This window comes from Rhodococcus sp. 06-156-4, assembly GCF_002259345.1.
GTDB classification, from domain to species: domain Bacteria; phylum Actinomycetota; class Actinomycetes; order Mycobacteriales; family Mycobacteriaceae; genus Rhodococcoides; species Rhodococcoides fascians_E.
Genome location: NZ_NPGB01000008.1, coordinates 493140 through 514924, shown reverse-complemented (window position 1 = coordinate 514924; position 21785 = coordinate 493140). Strand labels below are relative to the sequence as shown.

Annotated in this window: 26 protein-coding genes; 3 read left to right on the top strand and 23 right to left on the bottom strand. The window is 66.3% G+C overall.

What is annotated here, in order from left to right; all coding sequences use genetic code 11:
- Positions 1 to 39: 39 nt before the first annotated feature.
- The 6 genes from CH290_RS05775 to CH290_RS05750 form a co-directional block, all read right to left on the bottom strand.
- Entirely contained in the window at positions 40 to 468 is a 429-nt protein-coding gene (locus tag CH290_RS05775; RefSeq protein WP_033188637.1) for a DUF1707 SHOCT-like domain-containing protein, read from the bottom strand.
- Between the two features lie 40 nt (positions 469 to 508).
- Positions 509 to 1210 (bottom strand): alpha/beta fold hydrolase, encoded by a 702-nt coding sequence (locus CH290_RS05770; protein WP_033188638.1) that lies wholly within the window; start codon positions 1208 to 1210, stop codon positions 509 to 511.
- A gap of 39 nt (positions 1211 to 1249) precedes the next feature.
- A complete protein-coding gene (locus tag CH290_RS05765) occupies positions 1250 to 1801 on the bottom strand; it encodes a hypothetical protein (RefSeq protein ID WP_019666487.1) in 552 nt (183 codons plus the stop codon).
- Positions 1802 to 1874: 73 nt separating this feature from the next.
- A complete protein-coding gene (bioD, locus tag CH290_RS05760) occupies positions 1875 to 2561 on the bottom strand; it encodes a dethiobiotin synthase (RefSeq protein ID WP_033188639.1) in 687 nt (228 codons plus the stop codon).
- Positions 2558 to 3700, bottom strand: a complete 1143-nt coding sequence (locus tag CH290_RS05755; protein ID WP_033188640.1) for an 8-amino-7-oxononanoate synthase — start codon at positions 3698 to 3700, stop codon at positions 2558 to 2560. Before CH290_RS05755 ends, bioD begins: the two co-directional genes overlap by 4 nt.
- A 25-nt stretch (positions 3701 to 3725) precedes the next feature.
- Positions 3726 to 4991, bottom strand: a complete 1266-nt coding sequence (locus CH290_RS05750; protein WP_033188641.1) for an adenosylmethionine--8-amino-7-oxononanoate transaminase — start codon at positions 4989 to 4991, stop codon at positions 3726 to 3728.
- Positions 4992 to 5075: 84 nt separating this feature from the next.
- Between CH290_RS05750 and CH290_RS05745 the strand changes: the two genes are divergently transcribed.
- A complete protein-coding gene (locus CH290_RS05745; protein WP_033188642.1) occupies positions 5076 to 5282 on the top strand; it encodes a hypothetical protein in 207 nt (68 codons plus the stop codon).
- 30 nt (positions 5283 to 5312) lie between these two features.
- Positions 5313 to 7277, top strand: a complete 1965-nt coding sequence (locus CH290_RS05740) for an acyl-CoA dehydrogenase family protein (protein ID WP_019666492.1) — start codon at positions 5313 to 5315, stop codon at positions 7275 to 7277.
- 99 nt (positions 7278 to 7376) lie between these two features.
- On the opposite strand, the gene CH290_RS05735 is transcribed toward CH290_RS05740, so the two are convergent.
- The 14 genes from CH290_RS05735 to CH290_RS05675 form a co-directional block, all read right to left on the bottom strand.
- On the bottom strand, positions 7377 to 8555 hold the full coding sequence (locus CH290_RS05735) for a PQQ-dependent sugar dehydrogenase (RefSeq protein ID WP_094620697.1): 1179 nt from the start codon (positions 8553 to 8555) through the stop codon (positions 7377 to 7379).
- A gap of 75 nt (positions 8556 to 8630) precedes the next feature.
- Complete coding sequence (locus CH290_RS05730) at positions 8631 to 8843, bottom strand: heavy-metal-associated domain-containing protein (protein ID WP_019666494.1); 213 nt, start codon at positions 8841 to 8843, stop codon at positions 8631 to 8633.
- A gap of 21 nt (positions 8844 to 8864) precedes the next feature.
- Positions 8865 to 9146: a metal-sensitive transcriptional regulator gene (locus CH290_RS05725; protein WP_019666495.1), complete on the bottom strand. Its 282-nt coding sequence runs from the start codon at positions 9144 to 9146 to the stop codon at positions 8865 to 8867.
- Positions 9147 to 9162: 16 nt separating this feature from the next.
- Entirely contained in the window at positions 9163 to 9402 is a 240-nt protein-coding gene (locus CH290_RS05720) for a hypothetical protein (protein WP_033188644.1), read from the bottom strand.
- Positions 9399 to 9875 carry a transport-regulating membrane protein Mce1N gene (gene mce1N, locus CH290_RS05715; RefSeq protein WP_033188645.1) on the bottom strand — a complete coding sequence of 159 codons (477 nt, stop codon included), beginning with the start codon at positions 9873 to 9875 and terminating at the stop codon, positions 9399 to 9401. The genes CH290_RS05720 and mce1N overlap by 4 nt, the downstream gene beginning before the upstream one ends.
- Positions 9868 to 10302 carry a hypothetical protein gene (locus CH290_RS05710; protein WP_033188646.1) on the bottom strand — a complete coding sequence of 145 codons (435 nt, stop codon included), beginning with the start codon at positions 10300 to 10302 and terminating at the stop codon, positions 9868 to 9870. The genes mce1N and CH290_RS05710 overlap by 8 nt, the downstream gene beginning before the upstream one ends.
- Before the next feature lie 68 nt (positions 10303 to 10370).
- The gene (locus CH290_RS30155) at positions 10371 to 10529 is read right to left on the bottom strand and encodes a hypothetical protein (RefSeq protein ID WP_020112522.1); all 159 of its coding nucleotides are present in this window, start codon (positions 10527 to 10529) and stop codon (positions 10371 to 10373) included.
- 300 nt (positions 10530 to 10829) lie between these two features.
- Positions 10830 to 11429: a hypothetical protein gene (locus tag CH290_RS05705; RefSeq protein ID WP_033188647.1), complete on the bottom strand. Its 600-nt coding sequence runs from the start codon at positions 11427 to 11429 to the stop codon at positions 10830 to 10832.
- The gene (gene hemB / locus CH290_RS05700) at positions 11426 to 12400 is read right to left on the bottom strand and encodes a porphobilinogen synthase (protein WP_027498939.1); all 975 of its coding nucleotides are present in this window, start codon (positions 12398 to 12400) and stop codon (positions 11426 to 11428) included. The genes CH290_RS05705 and hemB overlap by 4 nt, the downstream gene beginning before the upstream one ends.
- Positions 12401 to 12405: 5 nt before the next feature.
- On the bottom strand, positions 12406 to 13968 hold the full coding sequence (locus CH290_RS05695; protein ID WP_020112525.1) for a bifunctional uroporphyrinogen-III C-methyltransferase/uroporphyrinogen-III synthase: 1563 nt from the start codon (positions 13966 to 13968) through the stop codon (positions 12406 to 12408).
- Between the two features lie 159 nt (positions 13969 to 14127).
- Positions 14128 to 15123, bottom strand: coding sequence for a hydroxymethylbilane synthase (hemC, locus tag CH290_RS05690; RefSeq protein ID WP_033188648.1), 996 nt, complete (start codon positions 15121 to 15123; stop codon positions 14128 to 14130).
- Positions 15120 to 16502 (bottom strand): glutamyl-tRNA reductase, encoded by a 1383-nt coding sequence (locus CH290_RS05685; protein WP_019666505.1) that lies wholly within the window; start codon positions 16500 to 16502, stop codon positions 15120 to 15122. Before CH290_RS05685 ends, hemC begins: the two co-directional genes overlap by 4 nt.
- Positions 16499 to 17362, bottom strand: a complete 864-nt coding sequence (locus CH290_RS05680; protein WP_019666506.1) for a redox-sensing transcriptional repressor Rex — start codon at positions 17360 to 17362, stop codon at positions 16499 to 16501. The genes CH290_RS05685 and CH290_RS05680 overlap by 4 nt, the downstream gene beginning before the upstream one ends.
- A gap of 187 nt (positions 17363 to 17549) precedes the next feature.
- Entirely contained in the window at positions 17550 to 17822 is a 273-nt protein-coding gene (locus tag CH290_RS05675; protein ID WP_026348038.1) for a glutaredoxin family protein, read from the bottom strand.
- A gap of 306 nt (positions 17823 to 18128) precedes the next feature.
- Here CH290_RS05675 and CH290_RS05670 point away from each other — a divergent pair, with 306 nt between their 5' ends.
- Positions 18129 to 19055, top strand: coding sequence for an HAD family hydrolase (locus CH290_RS05670; protein ID WP_230620907.1), 927 nt, complete (start codon positions 18129 to 18131; stop codon positions 19053 to 19055).
- 7 nt (positions 19056 to 19062) lie between these two features.
- Here the strand turns inward: CH290_RS05670 and CH290_RS05665 are convergent, their stop codons facing one another.
- From CH290_RS05665 to CH290_RS05655, 3 genes are read right to left on the bottom strand one after another with little or no spacing between them, the layout of a single operon-like run.
- Positions 19063 to 19551 carry a GNAT family N-acetyltransferase gene (locus CH290_RS05665; protein ID WP_019666509.1) on the bottom strand — a complete coding sequence of 163 codons (489 nt, stop codon included), beginning with the start codon at positions 19549 to 19551 and terminating at the stop codon, positions 19063 to 19065.
- A 17-nt stretch (positions 19552 to 19568) separates the two neighbouring features.
- A complete protein-coding gene (locus CH290_RS05660; protein WP_019666510.1) occupies positions 19569 to 20657 on the bottom strand; it encodes a lysophospholipid acyltransferase family protein in 1089 nt (362 codons plus the stop codon).
- On the bottom strand, positions 20654 to 21766 hold the full coding sequence (locus tag CH290_RS05655) for an NAD-dependent epimerase/dehydratase family protein (protein ID WP_170947532.1): 1113 nt from the start codon (positions 21764 to 21766) through the stop codon (positions 20654 to 20656). The genes CH290_RS05660 and CH290_RS05655 overlap by 4 nt, the downstream gene beginning before the upstream one ends.
- Between the last annotated feature and the right edge of the window lie 19 nt (positions 21767 to 21785).

The following is a 21785-nucleotide window of genomic DNA, read 5'->3' as shown; positions in this document are numbered from 1 at the left end:
CCAGGTTCGTCGATTTCGCCAACTACAGGGCGTAATAATTCAGGACTTCTCGTCCTCGTCGTCGTCCTTGTCCTCGGGCATGACTGCCATCGCCACGAGGATCAGCGCCCAGATACCGATGGGCCACCCGGGCCAGTATCCGTTCAGTTCCCCGTCGGAGATGGACTGAAATCCCCAGATGCCGGACATGATGATGACGCCGCCGAGCCACCATCGCCATTCGTCCCAGTACTCGCGCCACTCGCGAGCATCCTTCGACTCCGCGGGTTCCGTGGCCTTCGTGGGCACGGGGAGATCGTCGGTCACTTTCGCGAGTTCGCCTCGCGTCGCTGATTTCCACACCAGGTCGAGGCGCTGCTCGTATTCGACGAGCGTCAGCCTGCCGTCCGCCATCGCGGTGCCGAGGAGCTGCGCAGTGGCCTCGCGCTCAGCGGTACTGACGCGCAGCTTCTCCATATCGGATCCCATGGACAAGCACCCCATCTCGGTCGGTGTCCGGAATGCCAGGTTATCGCGGATCGCCGACGAGTTCAGCCCGATATCGATCCAATCGATCGGCGAGTTCGGCCGGCCTGGACAGGGCAACGAGGTGGCCGCCGGGCATCTCGTCCACCTCGATTCCCAGCCTGTCGCGAACCACGCGTCGCTGGAACTCGACCGGGAAGAACCGATCGTCGATGCCCTGAAGACAACGCGTCGGGATGTCGGGCCACGCCGTCAGCGGCCATGGCAGTGCGAACGGGCCGTCCGATTGGTCCGGTGCCGTGCCGCCCAACTCTGCGACGACATCGGCCGGAACGTCGTGCAGGAAGACATCCGCAACCAGATCCTCGGTGTCCAGGTCCCGTCCATCGCGCTCGGCTTGGACGGCGCGCGCGCGCCCGAACCCCGTGGCTTCCCACCACTCCCCGGGTGGCTCGCCGGGTGTCGGTGTCATCGCGTTCAGCAGCACGATCATCGACGCGTCGACACGCGGAGCGACGAGGGGCGCGGTGAACCCGCCGAGGGATTGGCCGACCACGGTCACGCCCCGCCGATCGCCGACGGCGTCCACGACGACGTCGGCGTATTCGGCGAGTCCGGCGTTCGGATCCGACGCGGGAAGAGTCACGGCAACGACGTCATGGCCGCGGTCGCGCAGTTCGGGCTCCAACCGCGACCAGTACCGTGCGTCACCGCCTGCGCCGGGGACGAGAACGAATGTGTGCATCGCCGCTGAGCGTAAGCGCGTGCCGGAACAACCGCGGAATTACGGCTGGCGGTGCTCGCCGACGTGGTTGTCGTCGGTGCGGGGGTCGATCTTGCTGCCGCGAGGATCGAGCGGGTTACCGGGATTGTTCGTGGGGTTGTGGGTGGTGTGGGCCGGGTTCTGCGTGGCACTGTGGTCGCCCGAGCGCGCGTCCTGGTGCACGATCTTCTCTGCCGACGCCTTGTCCACGTCACCCGAGCGAGAGCGGGTCTTCACGTCGGGGTCGATCTTGTTGGCGCGTGCGAATTCCGCGTCCAGTTCGTCGCGTGAGGACGCGGCGTCACCCTGGTGGTTCTCTGCCTGCAGCGTGAGCCTGCGCGCCTCGGCTGCCTTCGCTTCGGCGTCGGCCTGTGCGCGGCGGGCTTTGGCTGCGCTTTCGTCGGCGCGCGCTTGACGCTCTTCGACTTCCGTTGTTCGGTCGGCGGCCTGCTCACGGATGCGTTCGGCCTCGACCCGACGGCTTGCTTTCTGCTTCTTGGACAGGGCCAGCGCGACGGCCACGACGAGAAGTACCACTACTACTGCGATGACGATCCATACTGCTGTGTTCATTGTGGAGCCCCCAACTTGTCGATGATGGGTTCGGGTACCCGCACGGGGGTTCGACAAACTACGAACCGGCGGTTCACCGGTTCAAGATGTCGGCGACGGCCTCCGAGTCGAACCATGCGGGTGCGTCGGCGAGGAACTGCTCCCGGTCCACGCTCCCCGTTCCCGCCGGGATTCGCCCGAGAATCGGGACCCCCGCTACGTCGGGAAGTTCGACGAGGTTGGTACGAGCGGCAAGGTCGGGCTGCGATGGCCACGCTCCCACGATCAGTCCCGCACAGAAGACGCCTGCCCGGTCGAGCGCGCCGACCGTCAGCGCGGTGTGGTTGAGGGTTCCGAGCTCGACGCCGCACACCACCACGACCGGTGCACCGATCTTCGCCGCGACGTCGAGCAGTGTGAACCCCTCGGCGCCGAGCCGGACGAGGAGGCCACCGGCACCTTCCACCAGTACGACGTCCTCGGTCAGCGAGACGATGTCGTCCACCACCGCGCCCAGTTCCAACGCAGGCATTCCGGCGAGGCGCGCGGCGACGTCGGGCGCGAGCGGGTCCGGATAGCGCGCAGTTTCCACGGACCTGGTGATCCCGGTCAGCCGCTCGATGTCCGCGAGGTCGCCCGCCTCTCCGTGGCCCAGACCTGTCTGCGCCGGTTTCACGACGGCGACCGACGCCCCGAGAGCAGACGCCGTTGCCGCGATCGCCGCTGTCGCCACGGTCTTTCCGACGTCGGTGGACGTGCCGGTCACGACGAGAACCGTCATACCGCAGCCCGATGCAGAACGGAAACGAGGACGTTCGCGACGGCCGCGAGCTCGGAGTCGGTGAGGTTCGCGCGCGCGGTCAACCGAAGCCGGGACGTCCCTTCCGGCACGGACGGCGGCCGAAAACAGCCGACGTGTACGCCTCGCCGAAAGGCGTCCTGCGCTGCGTCGTACGCCCGCTGCGGATCGCCGAGAACGACGGAGACGACGGCCGACTCGGAACGCTCGACGCCGGCGATGTCGGCCAATTGGTGTGCGCGACGACGCACGTCCGCCGCCCGTTCCGGTTCTCGCTGCAGGATCGCGAGTGCTGCCCGAGCTGCTCCGGCAGCCGCGGGAGCCAACCCGGTGTCGAAGACGAAGGGCCGTGCGACGTCGATCAGATGATCACGCACCGCGTGCGTCCCGAGGACCACACCACCCTGCGACGCAAGGGATTTGGAGAGCGCCGCGGTGACGACGACGTCAGGCAGGCCCTGTAATCCCAGTTCGTGCACCAGACCACGGCCACCGGACCCACGGACGCCGATTCCGTGCGCCTCGTCCACGAGCAGGGCAGCCGAATACCGTCGGCACAGTCCGTGAAGGTCGCGCAGAGGCGCAAGGTGACCGTCGGTGCTGAACACAGAATCGGTGACGACGAGCGCGCGGTCCTCGGTACGTGTTCGAAGCGAGTGTTCGACGGCGTCCAGGTGCGTACGGTCGAACACCTCGATCCGTGCTCTCGACAGTCTGCATGCGTCGATCAGCGACGCGTGCGACGCGGAATCGGACAGCACCACCGAACCGCGTCCGGCCAGCGCGGCGACGGCGCCCAGGTTGGCGGTGTACCCGGAGGAGAACACCAGCGCGGATTCCGCGCCGACGAAGCGAGCCAGGTCGTCCTCCAACTCCTCGTGCAGCGTCGTGGTGCCGGTGACGAGCCTCGAACCCGTGGCACCCGCGCCCCACCGATTCACCGCAGCGCACGCGGCGTCCACCACCTCGGGGTGACGAGAGAGGCCGAGGTAGTCGTTCGAGGCGAGATCGATCACGGGGCCGTCATCACCGGGCCGAGCGGGGCGCGGACGTAGCGTTCGGTGGACCCCGCGCTCGCTGCGCAGGCGTGCCGCTTCGGTCAACCAGTCGAGTGCCGCCACACCGGCGACCCTACTTGAACACTGTTCAAGTTCGCGCGACGGCCCCGATCGCACGCACGATCCGCGCAACGTCCTCGGCCGCGCAGACGTACGGCGGCATCGCGTAGACGAGCTTCCCGAACGGCCTGAGCCACACACCCTCGCCGACGGCGGCATCGGTAGCACGTTGCATGTCCACCGGGGAATGCATCTCGACGACGCCGATCGCGCCGAGAACACGAACATCGGCGACGCCCGGCAGATCCCCCACCCCGGCCAGACCATCGCGCAGGCCCGTCTCGATGCGCGCGACCTCGGACCTCCAGTCACGTCCCAGCAGGAGCTCCACCGCGGCGACGGCGACGGCACACGCGAGCGGATTGGCCATGAACGTCGGGCCGTGCATGAGCCCGCCCGCCTCACCCCCGCTGATGACCTCGGCGACGTGCGATGTCGTCAGTGTCGCCGCCAGGGTCATGTACCCGCCGGTCAACGCCTTGCCTACACACATCACGTCGGGAGCGACCGAGACGTGATCGGCGGCGAACAACTCACCGGTACGCCCGAATCCCGTGGCGATCTCGTCGAACACCAGCAGCACGTCGTGCTCGTCGGCCATCCTCCGTAGCTCGGTGAGATACCTCGGGTCGTGGAAACGCATGCCTCCCGCGCCCTGCACGAGCGGCTCGACGACGATGGCCGCGATCTCGTCGGCCCTCGCCGAGAGGATGTTCTCGAACTGCCCGAGGTAGCCGGCATCGAACTGCCTCGGCGGGGCGGGCGCGAAGATCTGCCGGGTGAGGACGCCGGACCACAGCGAGTGCATCCCACCGTCGGGATCGCAGATGCTCATCGGCGCGAACGTGTCGCCGTGATAGCCGCCGCGCCAGGTCAGCAGCCTGCACTTGGCCGGTTTGCCCAGACTCCGCCAGTACTGGATGCACATCTTGACCGCCACTTCGACGGACACCGAACCGGAGTCGGCGAAGAAGACCTTGTCGAGACCGTCCGGGGTGATGCTCACGAGCAGCTCGGCCAACCGCGCCGCGGGTTCGTGCGTGAGCCCGCCGAACATCACGTGACTCATCCGGTCGATCTGGGCGTGCGCGGCCGCGTCGAGCACCGGATGGCGATATCCGTGCACCGCCGCCCACCACGAACTCATTCCGTCGACGAGTTCGCGCCCGTCGGCGAGCGTCAGCCGGACACCCGATGCGCCCGCGACGACGAGCGGCGACGTCGCAGAGGGAAATCCACCGTAGGGATGCCACACGTGCTGCGCGTCGATTGCGGCGATCTGCGCTGCGTCCAAGCTGGTGTCCGTTCTCGTTCGGGGGCGAAGCCGGGCAAGTGGAATATGTAACACCCGTGTTACGTCTGCATTACACTCGCCTGCATGGAGGCACAACACGAGCCGGCCCGGTATTCGTGGCCCGACGGGTTCCGCGAGCACCTGATCCGCGAGTTCGACGGTTACAGCCCTCTCGTCACCCGCGCACTGGAGGACAACGGCGCCTCGGTCTTCGGCGACGGGCCCTACGGGCGCAGCAAGTTCTGGTCTCGGCTGCGCAAGTTCGGCCGCGAATATCTGTGGCCCGCCTGAGCGAGCCGGATCCGTAGGTTACCGTCGAGTATGGCAACCACTTCGGAGCATCTGCGTAACACATTGGACGGCCGTTGGCGCGACGTGAAGAACGAAGCGCGCGCTCAACTGGTTCGCGACGAATTCCGTCCTCACTACACCCCCAACACCGTGATCGCGCGCACCAAGGCGCTGGAGCAACTCAAGTTGCTGGCCCAGCACGGTGCGGCGGACGATGGTTTCAAGAAAGAGCACGGAGGCACCGGCGACGTCGGAGCCGCGGTCACCATGATCGAGATGCTCGCGATGTCGGACCTGTCGCTCATGGTCAAGGCCGGAGTCCAGTGGGGACTGTTCGGCGGCGCCATCGAGAACCTCGGCACCGAGCGTCACCACGACGCCTACGTACGGCGCCTCATCGACCTCGACTTGCTCGGATGCTTCGCGATGACCGAGACCGGTCACGGCAGCGATGTGCAGTCGCTCGAGACGACGGCAACCTACGACCGTGAGACCGACGAGTTCGTCGTCCACTCCCCCACACCGTCGTCCCGCAAGGACTACATCGGTGGTGCAGCCGAAACAGCAACGGTGGCCGCAGTGTTCGCGCAGCTGATCACCGCCGGCCCGGGCGAGGAACCCGAAGGACACGGCGTCCACTGTTTCTTCGTCCCGTTGCGAGACGAGGACGGCAACGACCTCCCCGGCATCACCACCTCGGACTGTCAGTACAAGGGCGGACTGCCCGGCGTCGACAACGGCCGCATCATGTTCGACAACGTCCGCATTCCGCGGGACAACCTGCTCAACAAGTATGCGGACGTCTCCTCCGACGGCACGTACTCCTCGCCGATCGAGAACCCGAGCCGTCGCTTCTTCACCATGCTCGGAACGCTGATCCGTGGCCGCGTCACGGTCGGCGGGTCCGCCGCCGCAGCAGCTCGGGTAGCCCTCGACATCGCCACGCGATATGCGTTGCAGCGCAGGCAGTTCTCGGCACCGAAGTCCGACGACGAGGTGCTCATCATGGACTACCTCGTGCACCAGCGCCGGTTGTTCCCGTTGATCGCGAAGTCCTACGCGTTGCAGTTCGCGCAGAACGAACTGGTCGCCAAACTGCACGAGCTGCAGACCTCGGACAACCCCGATGCCGAAGAGCAGCGCGAACTGGAATCCCGAGCCGCCGGCCTCAAGGCCGCCAACACCTGGCACGCCACCAGGGCGATCCAGGAAGCACGTGAAGCATGCGGCGGCGCAGGTTATCTCGCGGAGAACAGGCTGATATCCCTCAAGGCCGACACCGACGTGTTCACCACGTTCGAAGGCGACAATCACGTGCTCACGCAGCTCGTGGCGAAGGAACTGCTCACCGCGTACGCCGACGACGTCAAGTCCATGAGCCCCGTCGAATGGGTGCGGTTCGCCGCAGAGTTCGCCGGTGATCGCGTCGTCAAACGCACTGCGGCGCAGACGATCATGCAGACGATCCTCGACACCCGCCAGGACAACGAGGAAGAGGGCTCCCTGTTCAACCGCGGAACCCAGGTCAAGATGTTCGAGGACCGCGAGGACTACCTGCTCTCCACCGTCGCCCGCAGGCTGCAGAGCAAATCGAAGGAAACGAGCGCGTTCGACGCCTTCAACGCCGTGCAGGACCACGTGCTGCACGCAGCCAGCGCACACATCGATCGGATCATCCTCGAAGCCTTCGTCGCCGGCATCTCCTCCTGCGAGGACGAGGCAGCCAAGGAACTACTCGAGCAGGTCTGCGACCTCTACGCACTGTCGGTCATCGAAGAAGACAAGGCGTGGTTCATCGAACACCGCTACCTCTCCACCGAACGCTCCAAAGCCGTCACCCGCGGCATCAACGAACGTTGCCGCACCCTCCGTCCGCACGCCCTCGAACTCGTCGAAGGCTTCGGCGTTCCCGAACAGCTCCTCGGCGCAGCCATGCTCGGTCACCCCCAGGCCGGCAGCGACGAAGAGTCCGCCTCGAACCCCAGCAAGGCCTGAGCACCCGCCTTCGCACCGGACCGAACGTGCCGTTCAGTCACTTCAAGTGACTGAACGGCACGTTCGGTCTCGAAAACGGGGGCTCCGGGAGACCGTGGGTCAGGCTCCGGCCGGTGAGACGCGGAGGATTCGGTCACCCGAGCCGTTGTCGGTGGTGAGCAGGAACGACCCGTCGCCCGTGGAGGTGAGTGAGCGGAGCCGGCCCCACTCGCCTTCGAGCGCGTCCACTTCCTGTTCGACGGTGATTCCGTCGGCGCCGAGTTTCAGGAACACCAGTTTTTCGCCCTGCTGGCTGGAGATGACTGCGGCGCCGGACCAGTCGCCCCATGCTGCACCGTCGACGAACGTGAGGCCGGGGGTGGCGATGGTCGGCTCGCCCGAGCTCCAGACCGCGTCGATGGCGCCGGGAACGCGATCGGGGTCGGTCATCGGGACCGACTCGTCGTAGATCAACGGGTTCCGGTCCGGCTTCCAGCCGTAGTTTCCGCCCGCGACCAGTAGGTTCAGTTCGTCGTCGCGGGTGGAGCCTTGTTCCACCTCGTACAGGCGGCCGGTGCCGGGTTGGAATGCGAGACCCTGAACGTTGCGATGCCCGAGGGTGTAGATGCGGCCGGGTGCATCCACTGCGGCGCTGCCATCGACAGCGTCGACGTGCAACACCTTGCCGCCCAACGAGTTCCGATCCTGGGGTACCGACGGGGACGCCGTGTCTCCGGTGCCAACGTACAGGGTTCCGTCGGGTGCGGCCAGGATCCGGCAGCCGCCGTGCCTGCCACTGGACGAGACGGGGATGTCGTCGATGATGGCCCGGTCCCGCGTCAACGTCGTCCATGCCTCGTCGACGGTCCACCGGACGACCTCGATGTGATTGCCGCTTCCGGCCTGCGAGCTACCGGGCGCCGCGCTCCCGGTGTCGACGCCTGATCCCTCGACGCCCTGGCACGTGAACAGTGCCCGCGATTGCTCGAAGTCGTGGGCCAGTTCGATTCCCATCAGCCCGGTCTCACCCTGGGCGTAGAGGTCGTCGAGATTCGCCGCGACTTCACCGGCCGACCCGTCTGCCCGCTTGACGACGAATCTGCCGCTACGTTCACCGGTGAGGATCGTCCCGTCGGGGGCCTGGACGACGTCCCACGGCCGGGCGAGCCCGTCGAGCTCGGTGGTGACGGTCAACCCGACGCCGCCCTCCGGGGGCTGAGCCACCGCCCCCGTCGAACACGCGAGTGTCAGAGAAAGACTGGTCACCAGGATTCCGGTACCGGCCAGCAACTTGTTCACAGATCGTCTCCTCGAAAGCGAGCAGGGATGATCTATGACCTGTACCACGAACCGCGGCCGGTAAACCGGACATTTCTACGATACGAGACGGTATCCCGCGTCGCTCACCGCACCGGCGATCGATTCTCGTTCCAGTGCAGCATCACTGGTCACCACCACTTTGCCCGACGCCACGTCCACCGTCACTCCGGTCACGCCACCGATCTCGGAAATCTCCTCCGACACCGACGCAGCGCAGTGCTGGCAGGTCATTCCTTCGACGATGTAACTGTTCTCCACGCTCGACACCTCTCTCCGTTGGCTGCGACTTCAGGACCGAACGAGCCGTGCGATGGCGTCCGATGCCTCTTTCACCTTTGCGTCCGCGTCGGGACCGCCACGTTTGGCAGCCTCGACGACGCACCCCGCGAGGTGCGCGTCGAGCAGCTTGAGCGAGACGGACTGCAGCGCTTTGGTTGCCGCCGAGACCTGGGTCAGTACATCGATGCAGTACCGATCCTCGGCGACCATGCGCGAGATGCCGGCGATCTGACCCTCGATGCGACGCAGCCGCTTCAGCAGATCGTCCTGCTCGCTCGTGTAACTACTCATACCGCCGATGATACCCCTACCGGGTATGGGAACACCCCTGAAAACGAACTCTGACTGCGTCGACCAGCAGTAGAAATGCGACGGTCACGCAGGCAGCACCGGCCGCTGTCCAGGAACCGGAGTACCGAACCGCCACGAATTCGGGCGCGCCCTCGTCCGTGGCCGCGAACAGGTGTTCCGTCGCACCGAGGTTCCAGCACACGACGGCCGCCGCGAACAACAGCACGGCACCGAGCACCTCCACCGCGGATCTCATGGGCCGCTCACCACCACTTCTTCCAGGGCCTCTCGTAAGCCGTCGTCGTCCTTCGCCCAGGCCTGAACCAGGCCGCCTCCCACCAGGCGCAACCCGACGCCGTGGCGTCGGCGGGGGATGCCGGTGAGCTCACCCAGCACCCGGGCGGTTTCCCACTTCTTCGGCTCGTATTCACCCGCGGCGTACTCGGGCGCCGGAAAGACGACGGCGATGTCCGCCACGGGCAGCCTTTCGGTGCCCTGGCGAAGCTCGGTCGCCGTGAGGGCCACGCTGACGTGGCGGCGAGCTGCGCTGACCTGAACGTAGGTGAAGCCCATCAGCACGACGGCAACCACTGCGAGCGCGACCCAGTGGACGACAGGCCCCGTCAGCAGCTCGAACACCAGTACCGCAGCGCAGAAGACAGGCCCCCACAGCAGCGATCGCCACCGAGCTCCCGGCTCTTCGAACAGCGCGTCGTTCGAGTCAGTCATGGGCGAACCACGGTGTCGCCGAGGGGCGGTAGATCACCACGCAGGCGGCGATCAGGACGAGGGCGACTGCGAGTAGTTCGGAGAACAGACCGAACACGAAGACCACCACGAGGAGCAGCAGAACGGTGACCGACGACAGCAGTACGGACACGGCCCGCATCCTTGCGTGTCCGGCGCGCACGGGTCCGGCGAGGAATCCGAGAACGATGCCCAGGAGTCCGCAGCCTGCACCGAGAAGACGAATGGTGCCGAGGTAGGAATCGATCTGAGCGGGTGTGTTGCCCTCGTCGGCGAGAGAGGTGCGTAGTTGGTCCACCGGCACGGTCAGCGTGATCAACGCGACGAAGACGAGCAGAACCGCAGCGATCAGCCACAGCAGGTATGCAGCGGTGACGACGCGCGGGCGTGCGGCCTTGTCCGAATTCACGACTTCATAGTGCCCGGTTACGTGTGATCGAACCACAGTGGGTCGGCCGAGAACCGCCGCGCGAAATTTCAGTGCGAGACGAGCGCCGGAATGACGATTGCGACCGATGCGAGGATGCCCATGGCAACCACGAGGGCGATCAGGAAGAGCTCTCGGGTGACACCGTGTTCGACGGGAATCGTGCGCTCGGCGGGTGGTGCGATCCGCCTCGAACTTGCCTGAACCATGGGTTCACCTCATCCTGACGAACGGGCATCTGCAGTGACAATTGTCACCGTACCCTCGCTCGGGTGCTCACCCTAATCACCAGGTCAGGCTGCACTCAACCCCATACTCACGATCAGCACGGCTACCGAGACGGCGGTGAGCAGACCGAGGAGCGCCCACAGCGGACGGCCGCGTTCGGGCTCGGGAACTTCGGATAGGGCCATGAGATGTCCGATCTACTCGACGGGTTCCCCCATCGCGTGATCGTAGTCACATGTGACGCATGTGGCTGATGTGACACGCGGAGCATCGGCCGAGTGTCAGTGCTTCCGCGCCGCCAGAAAGTACGCCTGCGACTCCTTGCGATGCATCAGATACACCGCGCCGCCCGCTAGAACACCCTGCAGAATGCCCGCGACGCTCATGACGATCTGCATGGCTCCACCGTCGACACCGAAGGCGAACAGCTGCGGGACGGCGAGCACCACCGTGACGGTTCCGATGACGGTGAGCACGGTTCGCGCCCAGAGCCGTCCGAGTCGCATCTTGTTCACCCAGTACAGGAACAGCCCCGCGAACGCGATGCCGATGACGGCCATCAACACCAGGGCGCCGGTCAGGTAACTTTCCGCGGATTCGAGCGTCAGCGGCAGCGACGGATCCTGTCTCGCCACGTCGTCGACCAGTTGCTGGGCGAACGGCGTGCGATCGGAGTTCACCATCACCAGGGTCAGAATCAAACTGATCAACCCGAGCGCGGTCACACCCCACCACAGATGCCGTGACGTCTCGATGTCCAGAGGAGCCGAACTGCGGGCCGCGGGCTGTTGCGGCGGGATGGCGTCGAATCCCACGGGGCCGTGCTCGGCTTCCCAGCGTGCCCAGTCGGGCTCGGGCGGGCGTTGTCCGTCATTGCTCACAGCCAGCCCGCCGCTTCCGTCGCCCAGTAGGTCAACACCACGTCTGCGCCTGCACGGCGAATGCTGGTCAACGACTCCAGGATTGCCGCGTCGCGGTCGATCCACCCGTTCTGGGCGGCCGCGGTGATCATCGAATACTCGCCGGAGATCTGGTACGCCGCAACCGGAACGGACGAGATGTTCGCGACGTCGCGCAGAATGTCGAGGTAGGACATCGCAGGCTTGACCATCACCATGTCCGCGCCCTCGTTCAGGTCCAACTCCACCTCGTGCACGGCCTCGCGGCGGTTCGCCGAATCCTGTTGGTAGGTACGGCGATCGCCCTGGAGCGACGAGCCGACGGCCTCGCGGAACGGACCGTAGAACGCCGAAGCGTACTTGGCCGAGTAGGCCAACTGTCCGATCTCGCGGTGCCCGGCGGCGTCGAGTGCCTCACGGATGACGCCGACCTGCCCGTCCATCATTCCGCTCGGTCCGAGCAGGTGTGCCCCTGCATCGGCCTGCGACAGCGCCATGTCCACGTAACGAGTCAGCGTCGCATCGTTGTCGACCGCGCCGTCCTCGGTGAGGACACCGCAGTGACCGTGGTCGGTGAACTCGTCGAGGCACGTGTCGGCCATGATGACCGTCGCATCGCCCAGATCCGACTTCAGCCGCCTCAGTCCGCGATTGAGAATGCCGTCCGGATCGCTCGCGCCGGAACCCTCGGCGTCCTTGTCCTCCGCCTTCGGCACGCCGAACAGCATGACACCACCGACGCCTGCTGCGACAGCCTCCTCCGCGGCTGTGCTCAACGAATCGAGCGTGTGCTGGAAGACTCCGGGCATCGACGAGATCTCACGAGGCTCGGCGATACCGTCGGCGACGAACATCGGCAGCACCAGGTGCCGTGGCTGCAGCGACGTTTCGGCGACGAGGCGCCGGAGCGCCGGGGTACGCCTGAGCCTGCGGGGACGGTCTACGGGAAACACCGGCCTCAGCGCCTACGGGACTTCTTGCGGGGAGGAGGCAGTGCGCCTTCGGCGCGCAGCCGAGCTGCGTGCTCGGCGAGCGCTTCGATCAGCGGACCGACCTGCGCGGTCTCCGGCTGCACGTCCACGCGCAGACCGAATTCCACCGCCGTCTCGGCTGTCTTCGGCCCGATGCACGCGACGAGTGTGCGCGCATGCGGCTTTCCGGCGATACCGACGAGATTGCGGACCGTGGAGCTCGACGTGAAGCACACGGCGTCGAATCCACCGGTCTTGATCATCTCGCGGGTCTCGGCGGGCGGCGGCGCTGCACGCACCGTGCGGTAGGCGGTGACGTCGTCGATCTCCCAGCCACGTTCACGCAGGCCCTCGGCAAGGGTCTCGGTGGCAATGTCGGCACGCGGCAACAGAACTCGGTTGACCGGGTCGAACACCTCGTCGTACGGCGGGAAGTCCTCGAGCAGGCCGAGAGAGGACTGATCACCCGACGGCAGCAGTTCGGGGTTGATTCCGAACGAACGGACCTTGTCCGCGGTTGCTTCACCGACGCAGGCGATCTTGACGCCCGAGAACGCGCGAGCGTCCAGCCCGAACTCCTCGAACTTCTCCCACACTGCGCGCACGGCGTTGGTGGAGGTGAAGACGACCCACTGGTAGCGGCCGTCGACGAGGCCCTTCACCGAGCGTTCCATCTGCGCGGGGCTGCGCGGCGGCTCGACGGCGATGGTCGGAACCTCGATCGGGATCGCACCGTGCGTGACGAGCCGATCGCTCATCTCACCGGCCTGATCCTTCGTCCGAGGCACCAGCACGGTCCACCCGTACAACGCCCGAGATTCCCACCAGGACATCTTGTTTCGGCCCGAAACGACCTTTCCGACGGTCACGACGAGCGAGCCGACGAGTTCGCTGCCCGCGTCGTTGAGCGTCGCGAGGGTGGCCTCGACGGTCCGCTGCTGACGGGTGGTGCCGCGAACGGTGATCGCGGCAGGTGTCTGTGGGGCGAGCCCGTGCTCGGTGAGCGCACTCGCGGTTTCGGCGAGGTGGCCGGACGTCGCGTGCAGAACCAGCGGGCCGGGAGCGGCCGCCAGAGCAGCCCAGTCGACCTCGCCGCGAACGTCGGCTTCGGTGTGACCGGAGCCCAAGGCCATGCCCGCGTAGCTGGGAACAGCCGATCCGGACGGGAGACCCGGCAGGACCTCGAACTGAACGTGGGTGCGAGCAACGGCAGCGACCTCGGCGATGACCGAATCGGTCGTCAACGGATCACCCGACACGAGACGGACGACGTCGTGGCCGTTCTTGGCCTCGGCCAGCAGAGTCTTCGCGACCTCGGCGGGCTCACCGAGGGCGGGACGGACGTCGACACCGTTCTCCCCGGTCTCCGGGTCGCGCGGGAGGTCGTTGCCGACCAGCGCCACGACACCCTTGTCGACGTCGGGATCGGTGAAGGCGAGTTCGGCTGCGCCGAGCACTTCGCGTGCGCGGACTGTGAGCAGAGCCGGATCTCCCGGCCCCGATCCCACGAACAGGATCCGTCCGTTTGCGTTCTTGCGGACTGGGCTCATCGGTTGTTCTCCAGTGCTGTCTTGTGTGGGTAATGCAGTTCGAGCGGGGTTGCCGGGCCCCGTTTCGGTATCAGTCGCGCGGTCGCTATCGCGCCGCCGCGCACAGGTGGCCGAGGGGCCCTGCGTTTGGCTCGTCCGCGTGTCGGAGCCGTGATGGACCTAGACATGGTCGGCTCCCCCGGTAGCGGCGGAACCGGCTGCGGGTGCAGGTTCGGTCACCGCGACGAGATCCCGGGCACCGAGGTCCAGGAGTTCGCGGGCGAGATCGCGACCGAGTTCCTCGGCGCCGGACACTGCGCCGACGATGGACGCTCGGATGCTGTCGCTGCCGTCGATTGCCGCGACACATCCACGGACCGACAACTCGTCGAACACTCGCCCGTCCTCGTCGATGGATTCGACGACCTCGGCGATGGCTCCGACGGGAGCGGTGCATCCCGCCTCCAGCTCGGCCAGCAGTCCACGTTCCGCGGCGACGGATGCCCGCGCGTTGGCGTCGTCCAGTGTGCGGACCACCTCGATGAGGTCGACGTCCGCGGACCGACATTCGACGGCGAGGGCACCTTGAGCGGGCGCGGGCAGCATCTGGACCGGGTCGAGAGCCTCGGTGACGACGTCCAGGCGGCCGATGCGGGCCAGTCCGGCCCGAGCCACGACGACGGCGTCGAGTTCGCCCGAGGCGACCTTGCCGATGCGGGTGTCGAGGTTTCCGCGTAGCGGCTGAACGTCGAGCCCCTGCCCCAGAGCTCGAAGTTGCGCCGCGCGACGCGGCGCCGAAGTTCCGATCCTCGCGCCTGCGGGCAGTTCGCCGAGAACGAGGCCGTCGCGTGCGACGAGTGCGTCGCGCGGATCCTCGCGGGGCGGGATTGCCGCGATGACGAAGCGCTCGTCGGGTGCGGTCGGCAGATCCTTGTAGGAGTGGACCGCGATGTCGACCTTGCCGTCGATGAGAGCCTCGCGCAGCGCGGCGGTGAAGACACCGACGCCGATGGTCTGCACCGGAGCAGCGGACAGATCGCCCGCAGTCTTGACGATGACGAGTTCGGCGTCGAGGCCTGCTGCGATCAAGCCCTGACGGACCGTCTCGGCCTGCGTCGTGGCGAGCAGAGACCCTCGCGTTCCGATCCGAACGACATTCTTTTCACTCACGCTCACTCCGACTGTCCCTTCCGACCATCGGTGCGGCTGGCGGTGAAGTCGTCCACGAGTTCCATTCCGTTGATCTCGATCGGGCTCGCGACGGCCTCGACCGTGCCCGGACTCAGCTCGAACAGTTCGCGCAGAGCAGCCGCGTACGAGTCCCCACCCGGGGTGGTGGCGAGCTGCTTGACCCGGACCGTCGGAGAGTGAAGAAGCTTGTCGACGACGCGCCGCACCGTCCTCGCGACCTCGTCGCGCTGCGGTGAGTCCAGGCCGGGCAATCTCGATTCCAGACGCATGAGCTCGCCTTCGACGACCTCCGCTGCGCGCTGGCGCAGCGCGGTGACCGTCGGCGTCACCTCGGCGAGCCGCTGGCCCGCCAGGTAGCCGGAAAGCTCGGAGGACACGATTTCGCGGGCCGCCGACGCGTCCGACGAGGCCGCTCCGGCTGCGGGGTCGCGTTGCAGCGACTCCATGTCGAACACGCTGATTCCGGGGAGTCCTGCGACTGCCGGATCCACGTCGCGGGGCAGTCCCAGGTCGCACACGGCGAGCGGCCGGCCTGCTTCTCGCTGCGCGAGCGCGTGGTGGGCGTCCGCGAGCGAGACGACGGCGCCGACCGCGCCGGTACAGGTGACGAGCACGTCTGCGTCGGCGAGGGCGGATGCGAGGTCGTCGAGGTCGACGGAGGTTGCTGCGACACCGGCCGACACCGCGGTCTCGGCCAGGTGGTCCGCACGCTCACGAGTGCGGTTGACGACGACCAGCGAGCCGATTCCGGCCCGACCGAGATGAGCCACGGACAGCCCGCCCATGGCCCCTGCGCCCAGCACGACAGCGGTTCGGCCTTCGAGGCTGCCGCCGAACAGTGCGGCGGCGCGGTCGAGCGCCACCGACACGACGGATGCGCCTGCGGCGTCGATCCCGGTTTCGGAGTGCACACGCTTGCCGACACGCAGTGCCTGTTGGGCCAGTTCGTGCAGAACACGTCCCGACGCCTGCGAGGCATCGGATGCCGCGTACGCGGCACGGATCTGACCGAGGATCTGCTGTTCACCGATGACCATCGAGTCCAGTCCGCTGGCGACGGCGAACAGGTGCTCCACAGCGGCTTCGCTGTAGCGAACGTAGGCGTGCTTGGTCAGCTCGGGAACCATCAGACCGGAGTGCTCGGCCAGGATCTCCCCCACCGATGCGAGCGCACCGTGGAAGGCGTCGACGACGGCGTAGACCTCGACGCGGTTGCACGTCGACACGACCATGACCTCGGATATGTTTCCGCTGGCCATCAGCTTGTCCGTCAACTTCGGACGGTCGGTCTCCGTGATGGCGACACGCTCGAGGACTGCGACGGGAGCGCTTCGATGCGAAATCCCGACGAGGAGGACACTCACGGTGTAATCACCGATCCGTTCTGTGTAAAGCTACTGCTTGCCGAACTACTTACCGGGGTACCGAGCGCGGATTGCGCCGAACTTGCTAGAGAACCGGGCGTGACGCGGGGGCCTCTGCTTCTGCCGAGCCGCGGCGCTGCCGACAGCGCGGACGCGTCGTTGCGGGAGCTGTTGAACGACAGGACCTGCATCTCGACGGCCAGATCCACGCGACGGACCTCCACTGCGTCGGGAACGTCCAGCGTCACCGGAGAGAAGCTGAGGATGCTCTGGACTCCGCCGGCGACGAACGCCGACGCCACGTCCTGGGCCGAATCGTCGGGGGTGGCGATGACGCCGATGGTCGCTTCCAGTTCACGGCACGACGTTTCGAGCCGGTCGACGTGCTGGACGCGGAGTCCGTCGATGTCGAGGCCGACCCGCTCGGGGTTGCGGTCGAACAGACCCACCATGGAGAAGCCACGACGGCCGAATCCTCCGTAGCGAGCGAGGGCCTCGCCGAGGTTTCCGACGCCGACGAGCACCACCTTGTGCCCGCGGTCCAGTCCCAGTGCGGTCTCGATCTTGGCGCGCAGTCGCAGAACGTCGTAACCGACGCCGCGGACACCGTTGGGCCCGAGAAAAGAAAGATCCTTGCGAAGTTTGGCCGATCCGACTCCGGCGGCAGTGGCGAGTTCTTCACTCGAAACGATCAGAACGCCGTCGTCGGCGAGGATTCCGAGGACCCGCAAGTAGGTGGCCAATCGCGTCACCGTAGCCTGTGGGATGACCCGTTCGGCAGTGCCCGATCGGGCTGGATCGACACCAGGTGACCGGTCGACACCAGCCGGCATGGCCGGGCGCTCTTCGGTCACGTTCATGGCTCCTCGTCCGATCGGCTGCGACGGCCGGTCTTCACGCTGATCCGCGGGCTTCTCTCACCAGAAACTGCACGCAGTTCCATTCCTGCGCCGACACCACGGTAACTGCTTGTGAACGAATGAACAAAGTCGCTGCATCCGTGCTAGAGGGGCTCTCACCTGCAAAGCGAGCACCGACGGCCCGTTATTAGGGTGCCCTTCTGGCTGCGAGATCGGCACGTAGACGTGGTTCGTCGACCTCCCAGTAACTGTGTTCGCGGCCGTCGAGCAGCACGACAGGGACGCGGTCGCCGTACTCCGCGCGCAGGTCAGGCATAGTTTTCGCGACTTCGTCGACGTCGGTGGACGTCGGCGTCACCCCGAACTCGCTGCAGACCGCCACCAATCGCTCGAAGGCGGCCACACATGTGTGACATCCGGCTCGGGTGAGAAGAACCACGGTGGGACCAGCTGTAGTCATACCGTCCACCCTCTCACCCACAGTAGAGAGACGAAGGTCACACAGGAGTGGAGCCTGCAGGAACGACCCGGTCGCACGTGGGTGGAGCCTGCGGGTCCTCGGTGGGGGTGACCGAGTGCGAGGGACTCCCCGCGGAGAGCTACGGACTAGGGTTTGGGGCAGTGCTCGAACATGGAGGTGCGCGTGATGAGCAACGGGGGTTCCGAGACGCCTGGAAGTACTCCTGACGGCCCGCTCGGGAGCAGCGACCCGGACACGAGCGCCGAGACGCCCGACCTTCCCATCACCGAGGTGCCGGACGAGGTCATGGTCGACACGGAGCATCCGCGGGAGGACAAGCGCCGCAAGCGGCGACTCCGTAATCCACTCGGTCCGTCGGATGCACAGGTGCGCGCGAATGTCGCAGGCGAGGCCAGTGCCGATGCTGCGATAGCGCTGCAGGCCGAGTCGGGAGGTTCGGTCCCACTCGACCTCACCGCGGCAGCGTTCTTCGACGTCGACAACACGATGGTGCAGGGTGCGTCGATCATTCACTTCGCGCGCGGGCTCGCAGCGCGCAAGTACTTCACCAGTAGCGACCTAGCGCAGTTCGCCTGGCAGCAGGTCAAGTTCCGGGTCAGCGGCAAGGAGAACAGCGACGACGTCGCGAGCGGCCGCGAGAAGGCGCTGTCCTTCATCAAGGGTCGCTCCACCGCGGAGCTGCGTCTGCTCGGCGAGGAGATCTACGACGAACTGATCGCGGACAAGATCTGGCCGGGCACCGCAACACTCGCTCAGATGCACCTCGACGCCGGCCAACAGGTGTGGCTGGTGACCGCGACCCCGCTCGAGTTGGCCCAGATCATCGCCGAACGCCTCGGTCTCACCGGCGCGCTGGGAACCGTGGCCGAGAGCAACGACGGCATCTTCACCGGCAGGCTCGTCGGCGACATCCTGCACGGTCTCGGCAAGGCTCACGCCGTCCGCACCCTGGCCGTACGCGAGGGCCTCAACCTCAAGCGGTGTACCGCGTACTCCGACAGTCACAACGACGTGCCGATGCTCTCGCTCGTCGGAACTGCAGTTGCAGTCAATCCCGACGCGGACCTGCGCGAGCTGGCGAAGAATCGGGGCTGGGAGATCCGCGACTTCCGCACCGGCCGCAAGGCGGCCAAGATCGGCGTCCCGACGGCCCTCGCGCTCGGTGCCGTCGGCGGCGGCCTCGCCGCGGTAATCGGCCGCCGCCGAGCCTGAGCAGGCGTTAGAGCGTCAACTGCATCAAGGTGAGATCGAGCCACCGGTCGAACTTGATGCCGACCTCGGGCATCTGCCCGACGGTGACGAATCCGAACTTCTCGTGCAGCGCTATCGACGTCGTGTTTCGTGATTCGATGACCCCGACGAGCGCATGGATCCCCGCGGCGGATGCCCGGGCGATCAGTTCGGCCATCAAGGCGCTGGCGATTCCGCGACGGTGGAAGTCGCTACCGACGTACACGGAATGTTCGACGGTGAGACGGTATCCGCTCTTCGGGCGCCACTGCGCGTACGACGCATACCCCGCGACTGCGCCGTCGACGACTGCGGTGAGCACGGGGTATCCGGCGCGGAGTCGGCCGTCGAGCCAGTCCATCCGCTCGTCGAGACCGACTTCGGTTTCGTCCCAGATTGCCGTCGTGTTCCGGATGGCGTCGTTGTGGATGTCGAGAATCGACGGGAGATCTTCGGTGACGGTGTCTCTGATCAGCACACCGGCGAGGTTACTGCCTACCCGAGAAAGACATTGCGGCGCTTGGCCAGCAGTCGGTACAGGGTGTGCTGGATGGTTTCACGGACGTGGTCGGTCAGTTCGAACAACACCATCGGGTCCTCCGACGCCTGCGCGTCGTACGAGTCGGTGTAGATCGGCTTACCGAATTCGATGTACCACTTCGAGGGCAACGGAACGAGACCGAGCGGCCCGAGATGCGGAAAGAACGGCGTGACCGGGAAGTACGGCATACCCATCAGACGTGCGAGCGGCGTGATGTCGCCGATCTTCGGATAGATCTCCTCCGAACCGACGATGGAGCACGGAATGATCGGCGCACCGGTTTTCAGAGCGGCGGACACGAATCCGCCGCGACCGAACCGCTGCAGCTTGTACCGCTCGCTGAACGGCTTGCCGATGCCCTTGAACCCCTCGGGGAACACCGCAGCGACCTCACCCATACGAAGCAGACGTTCTGCGTCCGGGTTGCAGGCGAGGGTGTGCCCTGCCTTTCGAGCGATGGTTCCGACGCCCGGCATCTCGAACGCCATGTCGGCGGCCAACATTCGCAACGGGCGGTGCGCAGGATGGTGGTCACGGACGGCGACCGACGTCATCAGCGCGTCGACGGGAATGACCCCTGCGTGGTTGGCGACGACGAGCGCGCCACCGTCGTCGGGGATGTTCTCGATTCCCTTGATCTCGACACGGAACCATTTGTCGAACAGAGGTCGCAGCAGCGGCAGCCAGACGGCGTCGGCGAAATGAGGATCGTATCCGAACTCGTCGACCGTGTAATCGCCCGCGAGACGGCGGCGCACGAATTCCGCTGTCTCCGAGATGGTGTCGACGATCTTCGCCTTGACGTCGTCGATCTGTGACGGCTCCGTCGCCGCGGTGGGGTGGGCCGTGGATTCGGTCGGCGTGAGCAGTGGGATCGGCGGCGTCGGCTCGGCGTACGACGACGGGTGTCTGCTACGGCTGCTCGCCGCACCGGTATCGGCACGGTTGTTGTCGGCACGTGCGCGGGCAGCGCGCTCTCGACCGGCTCCGTCGCGTCCGGAACCGGTGCCGTGCAGCGGGATTACCTTCGCCACCTCGTTCACCCCTCCCGTCCTGAACCCGACACAGCCGTCAGTGCTGCCTTGGTGACGGCAGCGCCGCCGTCGACTGCGCGCAGTGCGTGCTGTTCCACCGAATCGACCCATTCCGTGCGAAGTACCGGCCGTAGCGCCGCGCCTCGAACGAAATCGTCGAATGCCTGAACCGTAGTCCATCGAGGCTCGAATCCGAGGTCCGATCGCATACGAGTGGTGTCGAGTCCGCAGCCGAAGTGGAAGTAGTCCAACTGTTCGGTTGTGAACTCCCGCATCATCGATCCCATGAGGGCGCGCCCGACGCTCTTGAACAGCGCGAACGGGACGGGTACCTCGATACGGCCTGCGCGTCTGATGGCCTGCGACAGCATGATGGTGCCGTCTGCGCCGACGTTGAAGGTGCCCGCGGGACCGCTGACGGTGGCTCGTTCGAGCGCGGCGAGTGCGTCCTCCTCGTGCAGCAGCTGCATCCTCGCGTCGCGGCCGATGATGCTGGGAATGATCGGAGACGTCATGTATCGCGAGATGGACCCGTTCAGTCGTGGACCGATCAGCGGAGCCATCCGCAGGATCGACACGGCGATGTCCGGGCGGCGCCGACCGAGGCCGCGGATGTAGCCCTCGATGTCGATCGTGTCCCGGGCGAATGCTCCGGACGGCGGCCGCCTGGCGCTCATCTCCTCGGTGAACTTCACCGGATCCTTCGCACTGCACCCGTACACCGAGGACGAGGAACGGAGGACCACCTTCTGTACCGACGGAGACTTCTGGCACACGGCGAACAGCTGCATGGCCCCGATGACGTTGAGGTCCTTCATCGTGGCGCGACCACCCGAGCGGGGCGGTTTGGTGATGGTGGCGGCGTGCACCACCGTGTCCACGTTGGCGTTCCGGAGGACCTTGCCGATCAGCGGGTTGCGGATGTCGGCGCGCACGAATTCCGCGCGGCCCATGCGTCGCAACAGGTCTTTGCTCGGTGACTGTGCGTCGACGGCGATGACGCGCTCGACAGCCGGGTTCTGCGCAAGTCTGGTGACGAGATATCCGCCGAGGAAGCGGCTCGCGCCGGTGACCAGCACTACCTTCGGCGCCGCGACGCCTCGCTCGTTCGAAGTCACTCACACCCCCGATTGATTA